We start from the raw sequence: 18466 nt of genomic DNA on the forward strand, positions 1-18466 counted from the left end.
GCGCCGCGAGTTCAGATCGCGGTGCCGCCGTCGGCGTTGTAGACGTGCCCCGTCACGAACGATGCTTCCGGTGAAGCCAGAAACGCGATCACCGCGGCGATTTCTTCCGGTTGCGCGCCACGGCCCATCGGCGTCGCGGCATAGATCGTGTCGATGAAGCCGGGCGGCTTGGTGTCGAGTTGCCGGCGCACGAAGTCGGTGAGCGTAAAAGCGGGCGCAACTGCATTCACGCGGATGCCAGATTTTGCAAACTCTTTCGCGAGCGACTTCGTCATCGCAATGACCGCGCCTTTCGACGTGGCGTAGGCAGCGGTGCCGAGCATGCCTCCGCCTTTCTGCCCGGCAATCGAACTCAGATTGACGATCGCGCCGCGCTTCTGTTCGAGCATGCGAGCGATGGCGTGTTGGCAGCATAGCCAGGTGCCCGTCGTGTTCACCTCGATCACGCGATGAAATTCTTCCAGCGTGATGTTGAGGAAGGGCTTGGCGCTTTCGAGGCCCGCGCTGTTCACGAGCACATCGAGACGGCCCCAACGGCCGATCACGGTTTCCATCATCGCCTTGACGCTCGCTTCGTCGGCGACATCGACCTTGACGGCGATGGCGTCGCCGCCGCGCGCGCGAATCTTTTCGGCGGCGGCCGCCGCGGGTTGTTCGCGCAGGTCGGCTATTGCGACGCGATGGCCACGGTCGGCAAGCAGCACGGCGCTCGCCTCACCGATGCCGCTCGCGGCGCCGGTGACGATCGCGACAGGTGTCTCATTCGTCATTCTTTCTGCCTTCTGATGAGGCGACGGCCGTCCGTCGCGGTGGATCGTGTGCGCGCTATCTGCGGGCTCCCGCGAAAATATATGGCGCGTGCAGGGCCATCATCAAACGAAATGTTTTCCTGAGACGCGGAGAAAAACTCACTATCGGCACCAGCCGATATAAGCCGTTGGCGTGGATTCACGTCGAGCGGCTATTTCGGGCTCTGGTGCAAATTTCAATGGCGAGCGAGAAACGGCGTATTCGCCGCCACCTCATCGAGCGGAAAGGACTGTCTTCCAAATAGCGGGCGCACTGGTATCTTTGAGGCGTAGGTTCGTGAGATCGAATTGAGCTTTGCGAATGCAATGCATCAACTCGATGCCCGAGATCGTGACGGCCGCGTTTCTGAAGCATTTGAAGCCGAGCATCGCGTTGACCCTGGACTTGATGTTGCGATGATCTTGCTCGATCAGATTGTTCAAGTATTTGGAGGATCGCAACGTCGTGTCTTTGGGCAAGATCTCATCGGCCCTCATTTCGCGCACCGCGCGGTGGGACGCCGCGTAGCCGTCCAGCGTGATCGTTGCGGGAGCGCGGCCCTGACTTCTGATCGCCTTCGCGAAGAACGCCTTGGCCGCAGCCACATCCCGCCTGGCGCTGAGTCGAAAATCGACCGTTTTTCCCGCCCGGTCAACTGCGCGGTAAAGATAGACTCATTTGCCACGGATCTTCACATAGGTCTCGTCGACTCGCCACGACTGACCGGCTTTCAAGGCCCGGCGATTCCATCGTTTGACGAACTCCGGCGTGAAGCGCTGGACCCAGCGCATGATCGTCGTGTGCGCCATCGACAGACCGCGCTCGGCCATCATTTCAGCGAGGTCTCGAAAGCTGAGCTTGTAACGCAGGTACCAGCGGACACAAAGGACAATAACTTCGCGATCGAAGTGGCGCCCGTTAAACAATCCGTCAATGTCTTTCAGCTTACGCATTGGCTCGTGCTCGTCAAAAAACCGAGCGTAACAGACCAGCACATCCGAATTGCACCACAACCGTCGACCGCAGCCGCCGGAGAGTGTCGGTGAATCGGCGCGCCGTCAAAACCGCGAACTCCCTGCCATTCCTGCCTCAATTCGCTGCATTGAGCACCAGTGAGCGAGATGAATGAAGAATCGGTACGTCCGGGCCGCCGTGCGTCACGCAGTGCAGCCGGCGCGCTGCTGTTGTATGTTCAGAATGTTCAGCCGCGAATTAGGAGGAGTCCATGACTCAGAAGGCGCGAGAGCTTTACAGGAGTGCGAACGGAGACCGTTGGTCGCTCGTCCACGACTACGACTCTGGCCTGGTGTTTGTCCGCCATGAGCCGAACCTTTCCTCAGGTGGCCGCCCGTCCGACATTTCAGTTGGTGACTTCCTCGTTCGAGATGGCAAAGGGCCGGAACATACCGAACTGCTGCGCCTGATCGGAACATTGGTAGAGACGCCAGTCGCTAAATAGTGCTTACCGAGGACGAGGTGCTCTCGAATTGCGATGGCAGCGGATGGATCAGGAAGTCTCCATTACGCGGCCTTCAGAGCACGAGATAGCCGCCTGCGGAAGCTAACGCGGCTATCACCGGCGCCTGGAACCACCATCTCTGTCAGGCTTATTTCCCATAGTGCAAGCAGCCCAATGCAGTCAACTCATTGCACCGAGGCGACCGGGTCGGGCGGGCGAAAAACTGGCCCAAACCCCACTGATCGAGCGCGACCCGGATCCAGGCACCACCTCGCCACACGACGCCCACGGAACGCCAATCGCGGCAATCCTGACTGGCGCAAATCTTAACGAGGTGACGCAACTCGCTTCGCTGATTGAGGCCATCGTGCCGGTGGGCGAAATGCGTGGGCGACCTCTGAGCCGCCCTGAACGCGTCTATGGTGTTCGAGATTACGACCGCGACAAGTAGCGACACATTCGATCGTGTCCATGATTCTTGCCGATATGGACCGCGTCGTTGCCGGCGAACTGCGTATCGACGTACTCGTTGATGGCATCAGCGACGACACACGAAAGCGAGACGACACCGAAGTCCGACGAAGATGGCGTGGAAGCGCACGCTTCCAGCGACGACCGCGAACGACACCTCGGCGGTCACCACATTCCACGGCCCGGTCTTTCCCTTCCGCGGGCCCGTTCTACTTGGAGACCGCGCCAAAGCATCACACGGCCGACGCTTTCCGGCGCTTCGCTCATTGTCGCGCCGGCTTCCTGCACGAGCCTGTTGCCGTTGTCCACAGCGTGAATGACTCGGGCATTGCTACGGGGACCGCCGTGCCAAAGCAGAAGTTGCTCGATAATTTCCGCATCAACCGATTGCTCTGCCGCCCTGCATGCACCCCCGATCTTCTTCTGCGCGGCAGTGTCATCCTGAACATCAGGCAAATCCTGTAGCAGGCGATCGTAGTAAGCCTGTTCGCGTGGCGAGAGATAGCTTTCGCCATTCGACAACTTTGCACAGGCGCTGGCGATCAACGTCTGGCACGGGCAATGTCTCGAACGCATCCAGTTCGTCGTCATGCGCCTAAACGAAGAATGCGCCATCGTGCCGAACAATGGGACGAGGCCGGTCAGGGTCAAGGTGCTGCGGAAGTCTCTGGACCTTTCCCGAGCGCTTCCGCTGGTACTACGAACGAATATGGCGCTGTGACGCAGTCCGGATCAGGCGCAGACTAGAGCGCTTTTGACGCCTGTTCCTTTGCCAGAAGCCGCTTTGCCTGAAGGTCACCGCGATTCGCTTCCTGCGCGGTTTGAACCGACGTCTCGGTGGCTTCAAGCAACGCCGCACGCGCCGCGCCGCTGATACTGACGGTATACGAGGCAGGGGAAGACGTCGACGTCGTCTTACTGGTTGATGGTGTACCCCCTGCAGATTGTGACGGAGGTGTGGTGACAGACTGGGTCGAGTTCTGGCCGACTGCCTGGATTGACATGGTTCTCTCCAAAAGTTACGCCGTATTTCGGCAGCAGGTCTATCGGCAAACTGACCGGATCACTTGAGAACTATATTTTTCAGAAATCCCCATCCGGTTAAGGCAACCTTAATGTTTGACGGGCTCTCGTCTGAATACCCGACCATTCGCGTTGCGGATTACGCTCACACCACCTTACACACATCGAATGTTTATTGCCCGCCCATAGCCGGGACGTCGGGGACCATGCATCGGCGAACAACGACTTTCGCGCTACGTCAATCAGACCACGCATCAAACGCACACTCAACGTAAGCATTCGATAAGGTTCGCGCCGTCATAGTATGGCGCAACAGAACGGACTTCATATTGGACTCAATGAAGCCGAACGCGGTAAATCAACGCCTTTGAACAAAGGAGTGGGGAGAATGTCTGACGCGCACGTCACACCAATGCAAAACAAGGTGCCTGAAGTTACGGCCGCATTCTGGACGATCAAGATCCTGTCCACGACGGTCGGTGAAACAGGTGCCGACTATCTTGCCGTCCATGTCGGGCTCGGCACCACCACCACGATTGCCATCACGTTGTCGCTGCTTGCGGCTTCGCTGGTCACGCAATTGCGCAAACGCGCATATGTGCCATGGATCTACTGGCTCACTGTGGTGCTCGTGAGCGTCGTGGGCACGCAATTGACCGACGTACTGACCGACGGTCTCGGTGTCAGTCTGTACTTCAGTACCGCGGTGTTTGCCATTCTGCTCTGCGGCGTCTTCGCTATCTGGTATCGGAAGGAACGAACGCTCTCCATTAACGCGATCGTGACAAGCAAGCGCGAGCTGTTCTACTGGACCGCGATTCTTGTCACGTTTGCATTGGGTACGGCAGCCGGCGATCTCGCGACAGAAGCGATCGGCCTCGGCTTTAGCCTCGGCGTCGTTGTGTTCGGCATCCTGCTCCTGCTTATGGGCTGCGCGGCGCATCTCGGCGCGAACCATGTACTGATCTTCTGGTTCGCCTACATTCTGACGCGGCCCTTCGGCGCGTCGCTTGGCGATCTGCTGTCTCAGTCGAGAGATTATGGCGGGCTCGGCATGGGCACCGTCATGACCAGCGCGGTATTCCTCGCCGTCATCGTCGTGCTCGTGGGCATTCACGCTTCGGCCAGAACGCGCCAGGGTCAGGCCACGTAGCACACATCGGGTTTCAGTTCACGCCGCCAGATCTGGCGAAGCTATTGCATCTTCATACGGAGGATCGGTTATGAACCGGCGCATGGTAGTTCCTGTACTCGCAGTTGCCGCTTTCGCAACCTGTACGATCGAAGGCTCGCATATTGCTTCAATGTCGCAACGTCTCGCTGCGCTGTCGCCGATCTCGGTGGCACATGCCGCTACTGCACCATCGAAGCTCGGCGATCTGTCGAAGTTTCGAACCATCGCGACCGACACGTCGAAGCTCGTCGACGCGAATGATCTGGCCGGCGCGAAAAAGCGGATCAAGGATCTCGAAACATCGTGGGATGATGCTGAGCCTTCGCTCAAACCGCGCGCCGCCGCCGACTGGCACAAGCTCGACAAGGCCATCGACAACGCGCTCGAAGCGCTGCGCGAGAAGTCGCCCGAACAGGCCAGGTGCAAGGTAGCGCTCGCCGATCTGATCGCGATGATGGATCAGATGAGTGGGAAAGGTTGAGCAGGCTTCAATACGAAAGGTGAAACGCGCTTTCGTCGCGGGATGCGAGCGCGTTTTCATCAAAGGCCCGGTTCGCACCAGGGAATTGGTCTCCAGCTCATGGGCCATGACAGAAAGTTAGCAAATATCGTTTTCGCGATCTCCGCCATGAAAACAACGCTGCGGCTGCCCAAACAGTGCTGTCGATTGCCGTAGACTTTGCACCTTCTCCTCAATCGGCACGCGAACCTGGTTGCTGCGAGTCCCAATGCGATGCCCTGCGTCGTGACAGCCAGACTCGAATGCATCAGGATGCCGCATACTGTATCGATGGGAGTGGTGAAGCATAGATGCCGGTGAACGGCATCCATCGCTCCTTCTGACGAAGAACGCCGCACGTGGGTGGCCGCTGAAACAGCTCGCATGGTGACAGGATGGCCACAGTTACCTGGTCCGCAACCCGGAAAGCGTGACGCGCAGACCTGGACGGTCGTCGTTGCTGTCGAAGGAGAGTGTCGCGTGATGACGCTGAGCGATTTTCAGCGCGATGGCGAGACCCAGGCCGCTGCCATGTTCCTTGTGGCCCGTGCTGCGATAGAACCGGTCAAAAACGCGCTCGCGGTCCGCCGCCGGAATGCCGGGGCCGCTATCCGATACGCTCATGCTGACCTCACTACCGCTACGCGTCAGGATCACATCCACCTTCCCGCCCTGGGGGGTGTAACGGATCGCATTGTCGATCAGATTATTGAGCAGCACTTCGAGTCCCTGCGACTCGGCGCGCACCATGTAGGCATCGTCGGCTTTCGTCGATGAGCCGTTGCATTCAAGCCCCAGGTCGATCTGCTTTGCCTCGGCGAGCAATGAGAAGTCACCCACCCCACGCTCGCACAATCTGCGCAGACTCACGGCTTCGAATTTCGCGCTGCGTGGCGCATCTTCACGTGCCAGCGTCAGCAACTGGTGTACGAGGTGGATTAACCGGTTCAGACGCCCTTCGATGCGCGCGAACGCCGGCTTGCTGCCGACCAGTGAACCATCGCGCTCGGCGGCCTGCAATTGCAGCTTCAGCGCGGCCAGCGGCGAGCGCAATTCATGCGCGGCATCCGCGACAAACGTGCGTTGCATTTCGGAAGCAATGTTCAACCGATGCAGCAGATCATTGAGTGCCTCGACGAGCGGTTTCATTTCGACGGGCATGCGGCCATCGAGCCGCAGCGGTTCAAGCGAATCCAGTGAGCGTGTCGACAATGCGCGGGAAATGCTGCCAAGCGGCGCGAGTCCCCGGCCGACCACCCAGAGCACGATCAGAATGATCGCGGGAAAGAACAGACCGAGTGGCCACAGCGTACGCAATGCCAGCCGCAAGGCCAGATCTTCGCGCACGGACACGGGCTGAGCGACCTGTACGAAACGATCGCCCTCCTGAACACCCAACACGCGCCAGTGATATTCATCGCGTTCAATCGTGCGAATGCCTTCGGGAAAGCGCGCAAGATCGATACCGCCCAGCGATTTATAAACGCCCCTGCCAGCCTGATCCCAGATCTCGATAAGAATGCGATCGTCGGACAGACCTTCGAAATCCGGCGTGCGCCGCGTGAGCGTATCGACGCGGCTGATATTCGCGGGCACAGAAAGCGCCACCGTACGCAATTCGTAGTCGAACAGTTCGCTCGCCTCTTCACGTGCCGTATGAAAGATGCCAAAACCCGCGATCGACGCTGCCACAGCCAGGCCAGCGATCAGCCAGCCGAGCAGCCAGCGCCGGATCGACGTCATTCGCACCTCTTCAGGCGATAGCCCACGCCGCGCACCGTCACGATCTGCTCTGCCCCGATCTTGCGACGCAGGCTATGCACGTGCACTTCGATCGTATTGCTGCCAACTTCCTCGCCCCAGCCATACAGCTTCTCCTCGAGTTCCGAGCGCGTATACACGCGCGTCGGTCCTTCGATCAACGCCTGCAGCAGGCTGAATTCGCGCGGCACGAGAGCAAGCGGTTCGCCTTTCAACGTCGCTTCATGTGTGGCGGGATTCAATGTCAGATCGCCATGCGAATAGACGGGACTGGTCTGCCCCGTGCGCCGACGAAGCAAGGCACGCACACGCGCAGCGAGTTCGTCGAGATCGAAAGGCTTGACGAGGTAGTCGTCCGCGCCCGCATCGAGTCCGCCGATGCGGCTTTCAACGGCATCGCGCGCCGTGAGAATGATCACAGGCGCATTGCCGCTTCGCCGGCGATAACGGTTGAGTACATTGATGCCATCCGCTTCCGGCAAGCCGAGGTCGAGCAGAACCAGGTCGTAGACATCGTGGTCCAGCGTCAGTTCGGCCTCGCGTCCATCGCGCGCCCAATCAATCGCATAGCCCGCGCGCCGCATCGTGCCCGCGACAGGCTCGCCAATCATCTCGTCATCTTCCACCAGCAGCAAGCGCATGGCGCCAGTTCTCCTGAATAGCCTTCATTGTCGGCGCCTTTTGCTTAACGCGCCCTTAAGGGTCTCTTAAGCGCGTGCTGCCGACAATCCGCCCGTTACTCGACGCAATCTTCATCCGAGCGGCCCCGCTCAGGAGTATGCCTTGTCCTTCCACTCTGCCGCCCGTTTTGTCCGCACGCGCTTCGGTTCACGACGCATGCCGTTTGCGGTCATCGCGGGCGCCTATGTCCTGACCTTGTCAGGATGCACCTGGTATCACCGCGAACCGCTTTCGCCCTATACGACCAGTACGTCTGCCACACAGCTCGAGCGCATCCAGATCGACCCGTCGCGTATGCCGTTGCCTGAACTGGCCGCGCATCGCTTCGATCCTTCCGATGGACTCGATATCGAAGAAGTCGCCATGCTCGCCATCGCGAACAATCCCGCATTGAAGCTCGCGCGCGACGATCTGCATATCGCCTGTGCACAGGCCTATTCCGCAGGTCTGCTGCCCGATCCGCAACTGAGCATTTCAAGCGACTATCCGGGCGCATACGGCGCGACGCGCGCGTTCAACTACGGCTTGAGCATGGACGTGATGGCGATCGTCACGCGCAGCGCGAACAGGCAGTCCGCTGATGCGACTGTTGCGAAGACGGATCTCGGGCTGCTCTGGCAGGAGTGGCAGACCGTTGCACAGGCCAGGCAGATCTTCATCAAGTCGCGCTTCCAGCAGCAGACGTTGCCGCTGTTGCAGCAGCAGCGCGACCTTTCGCGCATGCGCTATGAACGGATGGCCGAAGCGCAGCGCGCCGGCAATCTGACCGCAGACACGCTGACAGCTGCGCTCACGTCATACACGGACGCGAACCGCCAGTACACCGATGCGCAACGTGCCGCCCAGCAGACGCATCACGATCTGAATGCGTTGCTCGGTCTCGCACAGGACGTGCAGTTGCAACTGACGGGCGACGATCACGACGTGCCGCTCGCTGACGACACCCTCGACGCCGCCCTCTCCGCGCTGCCCGAACGCAGACCGGATCTGCTCGCGCTCCGGGCGGGCTACGAAGCGCAGGAGCAGAAGTATCGCGCGGCGATTCTCAGCCAGTTTCCGAGCCTCTCCGTGGGCTTCGTACGCGCACGCGACACGTCCAACATCTACACGAGCGGTTTCCAGATCAACCTGAGCCTGCCGGTCTTCAATCGCAACCAGGGCAACGTTGCGATCGAGCGAGCAACGCGTCAACGTCTGCGCGACGAGTATCAGGACCGGCTCAACACGGCCTACGCGGACGTCGCCCAAATGCGCGCGGACACCGCGATCCTCACGCGCCAGTTGCAAGCAACCGAATCGGCGCTGCCCGATGTCGACGCTGCGGCAACGCACGCCACCGCGGCCTACGCGGAACACAACCTCGCGCTCGGCGCATATGTCGATGCGCAAAGCGCGTCCATCACAAAACGCATTGACGTGGCGACGCTGCGCGAGTCGCTTGCCGAACAGCGCGTCGGCTTGCAGGCGTTGCTCGGCAGCGCGATCCCCGATGCTTACTCCTCAGACAGAACCTTCACCGAATCCGATGCGAAATAACCGCACATGGCTTTATTCCGGCCTCGTCGCTGCCGGCATCTCGGCAGTCCTCTCAGTGTGTTGTGCTTCATCCTATGCGGATGAAGCGCCCGTCACCACCGTGCAGACGGTCACGCCCACGCGCGGGACGATTGCCCAGCCTGTTCATGCATACGGCGTGGTCGCGAGTTCATCGTCGAGCGTGACGACCGTCGATCTGCCGTACGTCGCGCGCATCGACCAGATGCGCGTGCAGGCCGGTCAGGCCGTCAAGCGCGGCGCACCGCTGTTTGTCGTGCAGGCCGATCCCGCAGCCGTGGTCGCGGCAACCCAGGCGAAGAGCGCGGCGCGGCTCGCGCAGGACGAACTCGCACGCACGCAATCGCTCTATGACAAGTCACTCGCGACGCAATCGCAGCTGGCCAGCGCGCGCAAGGCCGCGCTCGATGCAAAACAGGCGCTCGACGCGCAACAGCAACTCGGCATCGGCGCCGGGCACACGACCATCGTCGCGCCGCATGACGGGGTCGTCACGCAGGTGACCGTCGCGCAGGGCGATCAGGTGCAGGCGGGCGCGCCGATCCTGCAGCTGTCGGCGGACTCGCGCGGCGATAGTTCACGGCCGAACGTGACGCTCGGCGTTGAACCCGCCGATGCCGCATCGATCCATCCTGGCGACGCCATCATCGTCAGCGGCCTCTCGACGGCGCTTCAGACGGCGCGCGTCGCGGGACGTGTTGCGATGGTCGGTGCGTCCATCGATGCGCAAAGCCAGCTCGTCAATATCGGCGCGAGCGTACCGTTCGGGCAAAGCGCTTTCATTCCGGGCACGCGCGTGAAGGCCGACATCGCGACGCAATCGGGCACGCACTGGATCGTGCCACGCAGCGCCGTATTGAGCGACGCGCATGGCGACTATGTGTATCAGACGGGCAGCGACAACAAGGCGCATCGCGTGAACGTCAAAAAAGTCGTCGAGGACGGTGACCGTTATGGCGTCGATGGCGTAATCGACGCGGCACGTCCGCTCGTTGTTGTCGGCAACTATGAACTGCAGGATGGCGCAGCTGTGCATATCGATGGGACGAATGAGCCGGGCATCGGGCCGAACGCAAGGAAGGGAACGACGCGATGAACTTCAGCCAGTGGATGCAAAGGCATCGTCGTTCGCTGCTGTTCGTCGTCGCGTTGCTTGCGATAGCCGGTGCGCTCACCGCGTTCCGCATGCCGATTTCGCTGTTTCCGAACGTCGCGTTTCCGCGCGCCGTCGTATCGCTCGATGCCGGCGACCGTCCCGCCGAACAGATGACGACGCTCGTCACGATGCCCGTCGAGGAAGCGCTGCGCCGCGTGCCGAACGTGCGTGACGTCGAATCGAAAACGAGCCGCGGCGCCGCCGAGATCTCGATCAATTTCGACTGGGGCACGGACATGGCACAGGCGACGCTGCAGGCGCAGTCGGCCATCAGCGAGATCCTCGCGACGCTGCCGCAAGGCACGTCGATGCAGGTGCGCCGCATGGACCCGACCGTGTTTCCTGTACTGGCCTACAGCCTGACTTCGCAGCAACAGTCGCAGTCGGCACTGCGCGATCTCGCGCAATTCCAGTTGCGCCCGTTGCTGTCGTCGGTGGAAGGCGTGGCGCGTGTCGACGTGATGGGTGGCGCCCAGGACGAGTTCGAAGTGGCGATCGACCCGGCGCGTCTTGCCGCATACAAGCTCTCGCTCGCGGACGTATCGAAAGCGATCGGCACGAGCAACGTGCTGATGGCCACGGGCCGCATCGAGGATCACTACAAGCTGTATCTGGTAATCGCGAACACGACGATCACGCATATCGATGAACTGAGGCACGTTGTCGTGTCGTCGAATGGGCCGACGCAGATTCGGCTCGGCGATATCGCCACGGTGCAGCAGGGCGTCGTGCCGCAATGGATGCGCGTGACAGCCGACGGCAAGGATGCCGTGCTCATCAACATCTATCAGCAGCCGGGGGCGAACAGCGTCGCGATGGCGCGCGCGATTCACGCGAGACTTGCGGACTTCCAGCACAAGATGCCAACCGGTGTGCACCTCGCAAACTGGTACGACCAGAGCGAGCTGGTGGTCGCGTCGGCGTCGAGCGTGCGCGACGCGATCATGATCGGCGTTGTGCTGGCCGCGCTCACGCTGTTCGTGTTTCTGCGCAACTGGAAGATCACGGCCATTGCCGTCGCGCTCGTGCCCGTCGTCATGGCTGCCACAATCCTGTTGCTCGACGTGTTCGGCATGGGCTTCAACATCATGACGCTCGGCGGCATGGCGGCCGCCGTCGGTCTCGTCATCGACGATGCGATCGTGATGATCGAGCACATCGTGCGACGCATGCGCGAAGCGGGCGCGCAGGCGTTCCATGGCCGCGTGATGTCGGCAGCGCTCGAATTCACGCGCCCGCTTGCGGGCTCGTCGGCCGCGACGCTGATCATCTTCGTGCCGCTTGCGTTTCTTTCCGGCGTGACAGGCGCGTTTTTCAAGGCGCTGTCCGTGACGATGGCAAGCGCGCTGCTCATCTCGTTCATCGTGACGTGGCTCGCCGTACCGATTCTGTGTGATCACTGGCTCAAGGCGAAGGACGCGGAAGAACACGAGGAAACGCGCCTTGCATCGTGGATGAACAGGCGCTACGCGTATCTGATCGAGCATGTGACGTCGAAGCCTTGGCTCGTGCTGACTGGTCTCGTGCCGCTCATCGCTGTCGCCGCGTTCGCGTTTACGCAGGTCGGCAGCGGCTTCATGCCGACGATGGACGAAGGCGGCTTCGTGCTCGACTATCACACGGCGCCCGGCACGTCGATCACCGAAACGGACCGCCTGATGCAGCAGATCGAGACGATCGTGCAGTCCAATCCGAATGTCTCGACGTACTCGCGCCGTACAGGCGCGGGTCTGGGTGGCGACCTGAACGAACCGAATCGTGGTGATTTCTTCGTGCGGCTGAAGTCCGGCAGTCGCGAGCCGATCGAAACGGTGATGGAAGAAATCCGTTCGCAGATCGAGACTCAGGTGCCGGGCGTGAGCGTCGAGCTCGCCCAACTGATGGAGGATCTGATCGGCGATCTGACAGCGGTGCCGCAACCCGTGCAGATCAAGATCTATTCCGACGACCAGAACACGCTCGACACGACGGCCCGCAAGGTCGCGGCGCGCATTGGCAAGATTCCGGGCGTCGTCGATGTGAACGACGGTATCAATCCCGCCGGCGATGCGCTCGAAATGCGGATTCGCCCCGATGCGGCAGCGGCCGAAGGGATGGACGTGCAATCGGTCGCACAGACCATCTCCGACATGCTGGAAGGCAGCGTCGCCACACAGTTCCAGAGCGGGCCGAAGACGGTCGGCGTTCGCGTGCGTGTGGCGAACGCCCTGAGCCTCACCGATACCCAACTCGGCCAGCTGCTCGTGCGCGCGCCGGACGGTCATCTGTTTCCCGTTGGCCGCGTCGCGGATATGGTCAAGGTCACAGGTCAGCCGGAGATCAGCCGCGACAACCTGAAGCGCATGGTGGCCGTGACGGCACGCATTGACGGGCGCGATCTGGGTTCGACGGTCGCCGATGTGCAAAAGGCGCTCGGTGAACCGCAACTGCTGCCGTCGAGCGTCTACTATGAGCTTGGTGGTCTGTACCAGCAGCAGCAGATCGCGTTCAAGGGGCTCGTCACGGTGTTCGGCGCGGCCGTCGCGCTCGTGTTCGGCCTGCTGCTCTTTCTCTACGAGCGCTTTCGCGTTGCGCTCGCGGTGATGGCGATGCCGCTGCTCGCTGCGGGCGCGGTCTTCATCGGATTATGGATGACGGGCATCGAACTCAACATCTCCGCGATGATGGGCATGACGATGATCATCGGTATCGTGACCGAGGTCGCCATCTTTTACGTGTCGGAACTGCAGGGACTTGTGCTCGACGAAGGCCTGCCATTCGAGCGCGCGCTCGTCGAAGCGGGCCGCAACCGTCTGCGTCCCATCGCGATGACGACCATCGCGGCAATTCTCGCGCTGCTGCCGCTCGCGTTTGCACTGGGCCAGGGCTCGGCGATGCAGCAGCCGCTCGCCATTGCGATCATCTCCGGGCTCATCGTGCAGTTGCCGCTCGTGCTTCTGCTGCTGCCCGTGCTGCTCCAGTTGCTGATGAAAAAGCGCGTTCCGGGGAGCGGGACGGGCTGATGGGTGGCTTTTCGACGCAGACCATGAGGGCTGGATGTTCGCCTTTCCTGGCCTTCATGTCTGCACGGCTTTTTTGCCGAAGTCAGCCCGCAAAGCGTGCTGGGCAAGAGTTTGGATCTTATACCGATGTGGATCGTGCTGCCCCCTCTTTCCCCCCCGGTCGCTCTCTACCGGCCAAGCACCCAGACAGCAGCCCTTTGATTTACAACCAATATCTATTGGGGGCGGTTCGCAGGGCAGCGTCTAGTCTAGATCACCCTAACCGGAAAATCGCACGTAGATCAAGGTCACCCCTTTGGAGCGGACCTTCACGGTGCCAGCCATGGAACCAGCGCAGTCGCATCGGGCGGCACCATGCGGAAACCGCCGTCGCGCGGCGCGTGTGCGGGTTGCGACGCTAAGAACTCGGCAAAGCGCAGTCTGGCGCGTTCACCCGCCGTCGTGACGAGGGCCGGCAGAGCGGCCGGGGAGAAAGAGGGTGACCGCATGATCCATCGGTATAAGGTCTCCCAGATGCCCGGTTAGCTGGACGTCTGCACTGCAGTGACGGTTCCGGTCCGTTGTTGCCGGAGCTGCGCGACCGGGCCGTGGTCCGCATCCGTACACGTTCGCGAGATCGTGTCCTTGGCCGTGTACATCCCCGCAGCGGCAACCGCCTCGATGTCCAGCTTCCAATCCCGGTAGTAGTCTTGGACCGCGTTCACGGCTGTGATGGGAAGAACTGTAATACTACTAAGCGTGTCGTGTCCGTGTCAATGGAAAAAAACTACGACCAATTGATTGGCATCCTAACTATTTGACATAAGCCTGATCATCAACGTTTTTTTGGAATCCTATATAGTGGCATTGTCGTTCTGAATCAAAAAGCCTCAGTCCGAAAATTGAGGCTCGTGTCTGTTTTTACATTCTGATGAGTCGTTTTGCGAGTATTGCTTTCAGGTCTCTTCTGGTGTCGCTTATGATGTGTATGTAGATGGTGTCATTTGCAATCTGGTAGATGATTCTGTTCATGCCGCTGATGACTTGATAGTAACCAGTGAGTTGGAAGTCCATCAGTTCAGGTGGGTTGCTGCCCTTCAGTGGAAACTCTTCGACCTGTTTGATTGATTGCTGTATCTTGATTCGGGTCTCAAGCCACGTCCTGTTGCCAAACTTGTTGATGATGTAGCGTCGCAAGTCTTGCAGGTCGGACTTGGCAGGGCCGAGAATGACCGACTTCATTCGATCCCTTCGTCCCTGTCCATGCGTTCCAGTTCGGCAAACACTTCGTCCGTGGGCGTGAAGTTGCCAGTCTCGATGTCCTTCTGACCCATCGCGAGAATCTTGAGGAGGGCGACTGTCTGTTGCATGTCCTCATACGATTGGGCATCCTGCACGACAACCTTTGCCTCGCCGTTCTGGGTGATGAGCATGGGCTCGCCGCTCTCGGTGATGTCCCGGACGATTTCTGCTGCGTGGCTTTTCAGGTAGCTTATTGGCTTGACCTGACTCGGTTTCATACCCGCGCCCTTCGGTTGAGATTGCAAGACTAAATATAGACCTAAATTCGGTCCGAGTCTAGAGCGGACGCGCCAAGAGGCTGAAATAGGGGCGGTTCAAAAATAGTAGGCGCCCGTCACGACACCAACCGCGCGGTGCGTCATAATTTGACATAATTAAAGTTATCACCCGATAGAACGGTCGTGCTTTTTTTGTGAAAATAATCCTACGTCACCGCCATCACGCATTGGTCCGTCCAGGATCTCGGTCAAGGCGTCAGCCTGTGAGCAATCTTGCGGCTTGCCTGAACCATCACGCTGGCTAGGCCGATGATCTTGTCGGGATCGCGGGCCGTGAAGGTCTGGGCGATGCCGCTAATGGGCGCATTCAGCACGCCGGCCGACCGGTTGGTCCAGACAAGGCTCAGCGAACATCCATGCAGCGCCTCGTGCGCAAATACACTGGCTTCTGCGGGACTGATTCTCGCCAACGCTGCGTCAACCTCGTCCGGGCTGATGCAGTCCGGCAGATAGTTGATCCGAACCTTGCCGAGCATCTGCTGTTCGAGCATGATCGTCACCTCGCGTGGCCGGCCGATACGTCCGTGACCGGGCACAGGACGCGCGGTCGATCGTCACCCTGCCCGTCGGGCCCCTGAAGCGGTGGCAAGAAAATGGCCCGCGCCTTCGCGGACCCTTTTCTGGCGAGGCACAGACAGGCGGCCAGTTTCCCGCCAGCCCCGCCCGTGCCCCGCGTCGCGGCACGTGCCGTTAATGCCGTTAACACGCACCACGTCTACATGATAGTCACTGCGGCAGCGCCCGGCGGCGTTTTTATCCCCCTCGCACATGCGCGAGCGCGGTCGTCGGGCGGCCGGTCCGGGAAGCCAGTATCTCCCGGATGGCGGCCAGCGATTGCTCGGCGGCCGCGCTCGGCGTGATATGGCGCGGTGCGCTGAACCGCGGCGCCTTCACGCCGAGCGTCCGGCACACCGCCGACAGGTACGGCTTCGATGCGCCGTACCGCTGCGCTGCTGCCGCGATTGCTGCGTCGCCGACCTGGTCGCGCAGCCACGCAAGCGTGCGGCGGTCCCGTTCATTCTGCACGCGCACCAGATGCTCCATGACGCCCTCCAGTACTGTATGTACGAACACCTGTATATATATACAGTATCCGAGGGATTTTCAAGCGATCTGAGCGCATCGCACAAATCGCAGGCTTGTCCTCGGGCGCAAACCATGATTTATTCTCGATAAATGCAAGCTTTTGGGCTTCCAGCGAATAAATCATGCGCGCCGCAGCGATGCGGGTCCAGCCGGTCACGACAGCGTTCCGATCCGGCGCCGTCGGTCGTTCGTCCCTCTCTTGCATGATTTAATTGCAAGAACTTAAAATAAATAGCCGTTCCGCCGAAAAACCCATGCAACCGGGGATCCGATGGCCAGCAAGACACTTCAACGCCTGATGGACGTCGCGCCACGCGGGCAGCCGCTCGATCCGGAGATGCTGCGTGATTGCGGCATCAGTGCGCAACAGACCACCTATCTGGTGAACGCCGGATGGCTGCAGCGTCTGTCCAAGGGCGCCTATCTCCTGACCGGCGACACGCCAACGCGTGACGGGATCCTGGCTTACCTGAGCCGGCGGATACCGGGCCTGCATGTGGGCGGCAGGACGGCCCTGGACTGGCAGGGGGTGCGCCACAATGTGAGCTTTCGCGAGCGTGTCGTCCTGTGGGCTGATCGTCCCTACGTCATGCCGGACTGGGTCGGCGAACACATGCCCTACACACTGCAGACGACGCGCCTGTTCGACGCGAACCTGCCCGCCGGCACCGGCCTGTCACCGCTTCCCAACCGCGATCCTTCACTCGTCGTTGCCGAGCCCGAACGCGCGCTGCTGGAATTGGCCAGTGACGTCGGCAAACGGCGGGCGAAGGGCCAGTCGCTCGAGGAAGCCATGAGCATCGCTGCCTCGTTGCGCAATCTTCGCCCAAAAGTTCTCGATACCCTGCTTTCGCATTGCACGCGGGTGAAGGTCGTGAAGCTGGTGCGCGACCTTGGCGAGGCGAGCGGATTTGCCTGGGGCAAGGATTTGCAGCGGCATGTCGACAGACTGGGGGCCGGCCGGCGCTGGACGAGCAGCCGCAAGGATGGCCCCCGCTTCACCCTGAAAGCCTGACCGCGGTTCTGCCGTGAAAACTGAATGCAATGAACGACCTGTACCTGAATACCGTTCGCCTGATGCTGGCGATTGCACCTGACGTGTTTGACACGCCCCACTTCGCGATGAAGGGCGGCACCGCGATCAACATGTTCGTGCAGGACCTGCCCCGCCTGTCGGTCGACATCGATGTCGTCATGCGTGCGCATGGCCCTGCCCGACGCGAGGCGCTTGCGATCATTGACGCCGAGCTGACGCGTGCGAAGGCAGCAATCGAAAGGCAGGGACACACACAGTCACGGTGGCAGCAGCCAGTGGCCGGCATCAGGGTGACGATGTGAAGCTGACCGCATCGTCCGCAGACGCGCAGGTGAAAGTCGAGGTGAACTACGTTTTCCGCGGCACGCTGATGCCAACAGTGATGCGCAGTGTCGTGCCGCGCGCGCAGAGCATGTTCCGTGTCGATTTTGAGGTGCCGACGCTCGATGATGCGGAGCTGTACGGCAGCAAGCTCGTCGCTGCACTCGACCGGCAACATCCGCGCGATATTTTCGTCGTGCAGCACATGTACGACACGTACGGGCTGCGCGAGGATTTCGTCTCAGCGTTTGTCGGTTACCTCGCCGGCCACAACCGGCCCGTCCACGAGGTGCTCTTTGCGAAGCCGCGATCGCTCGAGCACGAGTATGAGGGTGGCTTTGTCGGGATGACGGTTGACCCGGTGGATCTGCACGTACTGGAGATGGTGCAGGCGCGGCTCCATCATGATCTCCCGCGCGCATTGAGCGGGCGGCACCGCGAATTTCTCGTCTCGCTCGTCCGGCTTGCACCCGACTGGTCACTGATGCCATACAAGCATCTGCGCGAGCTACCGGCCATTCGCTGGAAGCTGGAGAATCTCGGCAAACTCAAGACGCGCGACGCAACGCGTTTTGCCCAGCAGGCTGCCTTGCTGCAGGACGGCTTTGCCGCGCTCGATCATAGCTAAGGTGCGAGGGCGAGCAGTCCCGGAGAGGTGAGGCTCGATAGCAGGCCGACGCGATTGGTCACGCTGACCCGCTCAGGGGCTCGATTTCACGCGAACGAACGTGTGCAGAAAAAGATGCTTAGTAAGCGGCCTTGACAAATCTCTGCTCATAGAAGGTTTTGGACGCCTGTCCATGTCCACGGGCTCGCGAGCGCATGACTGCGCATGCGAGCAGGCGTTGGACAAACCTCAAGACGATGCGACATTCACTGTGCGGCGCGGTCACAC

The 18466-nt window shown here is 60.7% G+C and carries 17 protein-coding genes and 3 pseudogenes; 9 read left to right on the forward strand and 11 right to left on the reverse strand.

Annotation, left to right across the window (positions count from 1 at the left end; translation table 11 throughout):
- Window positions 1–11: 11 nt before the first annotated feature.
- Window positions 12–770 carry a glucose 1-dehydrogenase gene (locus VSR68_RS29775; protein ID WP_342943271.1) on the reverse strand — a complete coding sequence of 253 codons (759 nt, stop codon included), beginning with the start codon at window positions 768–770 and terminating at the stop codon, window positions 12–14.
- 252 nt (window positions 771–1022) lie between these two features.
- Window positions 1023–1742: pseudogene (locus VSR68_RS29780) on the reverse strand (IS6 family transposase).
- A 272-nt stretch (window positions 1743–2014) separates the two neighbouring features.
- On the opposite strand from VSR68_RS29780, the gene VSR68_RS29785 reads away from it, so the two are divergent.
- Together VSR68_RS29785 and VSR68_RS29790 are read left to right on the forward strand one after the other, a co-directional pair.
- Window positions 2015–2248 (forward strand): hypothetical protein, encoded by a 234-nt coding sequence (locus tag VSR68_RS29785; protein WP_342943272.1) that lies wholly within the window; start codon window positions 2015–2017, stop codon window positions 2246–2248.
- A gap of 213 nt (window positions 2249–2461) precedes the next feature.
- Window positions 2462–2696 (forward strand): annotated as a pseudogene (locus tag VSR68_RS29790) (transposase); the annotation flags it as partial.
- 188 nt (window positions 2697–2884) lie between these two features.
- Here VSR68_RS29790 and VSR68_RS29795 read toward each other — a convergent pair.
- Both VSR68_RS29795 and VSR68_RS29800 read right to left on the reverse strand, forming a co-directional pair.
- Window positions 2885–3370, reverse strand: coding sequence for a hypothetical protein (locus VSR68_RS29795; RefSeq protein ID WP_342943273.1), 486 nt, complete (start codon window positions 3368–3370; stop codon window positions 2885–2887).
- Between the two features lie 92 nt (window positions 3371–3462).
- Complete coding sequence (locus tag VSR68_RS29800) at window positions 3463–3723, reverse strand: hypothetical protein (RefSeq protein ID WP_342943274.1); 261 nt, start codon at window positions 3721–3723, stop codon at window positions 3463–3465.
- 431 nt (window positions 3724–4154) lie between these two features.
- Between VSR68_RS29800 and VSR68_RS29805 the strand changes: the two genes are divergently transcribed.
- Together VSR68_RS29805 and VSR68_RS29810 are read left to right on the forward strand one after the other, a co-directional pair.
- Window positions 4155–4895, forward strand: a complete 741-nt coding sequence (locus VSR68_RS29805) for a hypothetical protein (protein WP_342943300.1) — start codon at window positions 4155–4157, stop codon at window positions 4893–4895.
- A gap of 70 nt (window positions 4896–4965) precedes the next feature.
- Window positions 4966–5397, forward strand: coding sequence for a hypothetical protein (locus VSR68_RS29810; protein ID WP_342943275.1), 432 nt, complete (start codon window positions 4966–4968; stop codon window positions 5395–5397).
- Window positions 5398–5820: 423 nt separating this feature from the next.
- Here the strand turns inward: VSR68_RS29810 and VSR68_RS29815 are convergent, their stop codons facing one another.
- A complete protein-coding gene (locus tag VSR68_RS29815; protein ID WP_342943276.1) occupies window positions 5821–7158 on the reverse strand; it encodes an ATP-binding protein in 1338 nt (445 codons plus the stop codon).
- Window positions 7155–7817 (reverse strand): response regulator, encoded by a 663-nt coding sequence (locus VSR68_RS29820; RefSeq protein ID WP_342943277.1) that lies wholly within the window; start codon window positions 7815–7817, stop codon window positions 7155–7157. The genes VSR68_RS29815 and VSR68_RS29820 overlap by 4 nt, the downstream gene beginning before the upstream one ends.
- Window positions 7818–7959: 142 nt before the next feature.
- On the opposite strand from VSR68_RS29820, the gene VSR68_RS29825 reads away from it, so the two are divergent.
- Genes VSR68_RS29825 through VSR68_RS29835 form a run of 3 tightly spaced genes read left to right on the forward strand, consistent with a single transcriptional unit; the run spans window position 7960 to window position 13569 of the window.
- Window positions 7960–9393 carry a TolC family protein gene (locus tag VSR68_RS29825; RefSeq protein ID WP_342943278.1) on the forward strand — a complete coding sequence of 478 codons (1434 nt, stop codon included), beginning with the start codon at window positions 7960–7962 and terminating at the stop codon, window positions 9391–9393.
- Complete coding sequence (locus tag VSR68_RS29830) at window positions 9383–10507, forward strand: efflux RND transporter periplasmic adaptor subunit (RefSeq protein ID WP_342943279.1); 1125 nt, start codon at window positions 9383–9385, stop codon at window positions 10505–10507. The genes VSR68_RS29825 and VSR68_RS29830 overlap by 11 nt, the downstream gene beginning before the upstream one ends.
- Entirely contained in the window at window positions 10504–13569 is a 3066-nt protein-coding gene (locus VSR68_RS29835) for an efflux RND transporter permease subunit (protein ID WP_342943280.1), read from the forward strand. Before VSR68_RS29830 ends, VSR68_RS29835 begins: the two co-directional genes overlap by 4 nt.
- Before the next feature lie 900 nt (window positions 13570–14469).
- Here the strand turns inward: VSR68_RS29835 and VSR68_RS29840 are convergent.
- The 5 genes from VSR68_RS29840 to VSR68_RS29860 all read right to left on the reverse strand — a co-directional run bounded on the left by VSR68_RS29840 (window position 14470) and on the right by VSR68_RS29860 (window position 16371).
- The gene (locus VSR68_RS29840; protein WP_342943281.1) at window positions 14470–14790 is read right to left on the reverse strand and encodes a type II toxin-antitoxin system RelE/ParE family toxin; all 321 of its coding nucleotides are present in this window, start codon (window positions 14788–14790) and stop codon (window positions 14470–14472) included.
- The gene (locus tag VSR68_RS29845; protein ID WP_131241613.1) at window positions 14787–15068 is read right to left on the reverse strand and encodes a type II toxin-antitoxin system Phd/YefM family antitoxin; all 282 of its coding nucleotides are present in this window, start codon (window positions 15066–15068) and stop codon (window positions 14787–14789) included. Before VSR68_RS29845 ends, VSR68_RS29840 begins: the two co-directional genes overlap by 4 nt.
- A 248-nt stretch (window positions 15069–15316) precedes the next feature.
- Window positions 15317–15619, reverse strand: a complete 303-nt coding sequence (locus VSR68_RS29850; protein ID WP_342943282.1) for a hypothetical protein — start codon at window positions 15617–15619, stop codon at window positions 15317–15319.
- Between the two features lie 262 nt (window positions 15620–15881).
- A complete protein-coding gene (locus VSR68_RS29855) occupies window positions 15882–16172 on the reverse strand; it encodes a hypothetical protein (RefSeq protein WP_342943283.1) in 291 nt (96 codons plus the stop codon).
- Window positions 16144–16371 carry a hypothetical protein gene (locus VSR68_RS29860; RefSeq protein ID WP_342943284.1) on the reverse strand — a complete coding sequence of 76 codons (228 nt, stop codon included), beginning with the start codon at window positions 16369–16371 and terminating at the stop codon, window positions 16144–16146. Before VSR68_RS29860 ends, VSR68_RS29855 begins: the two co-directional genes overlap by 29 nt.
- Before the next feature lie 114 nt (window positions 16372–16485).
- Between VSR68_RS29860 and VSR68_RS29865 the strand changes: the two genes are divergently transcribed.
- Together VSR68_RS29865 and VSR68_RS29870 are read left to right on the forward strand one after the other, a co-directional pair.
- Window positions 16486–17229 (forward strand): type IV toxin-antitoxin system AbiEi family antitoxin domain-containing protein, encoded by a 744-nt coding sequence (locus VSR68_RS29865; RefSeq protein WP_342943285.1) that lies wholly within the window; start codon window positions 16486–16488, stop codon window positions 17227–17229.
- A 107-nt stretch (window positions 17230–17336) separates the two neighbouring features.
- Window positions 17337–18199 (forward strand): annotated as a pseudogene (locus VSR68_RS29870) (nucleotidyl transferase AbiEii/AbiGii toxin family protein).
- Window positions 18200–18466 lie beyond the last annotated feature (267 nt).

The sequence above is a fragment of the Paraburkholderia phymatum genome, assembly GCF_038900715.1.
GTDB classification, from domain to species: Bacteria; Pseudomonadota; Gammaproteobacteria; order Burkholderiales; family Burkholderiaceae; genus Paraburkholderia; species Paraburkholderia phymatum_A.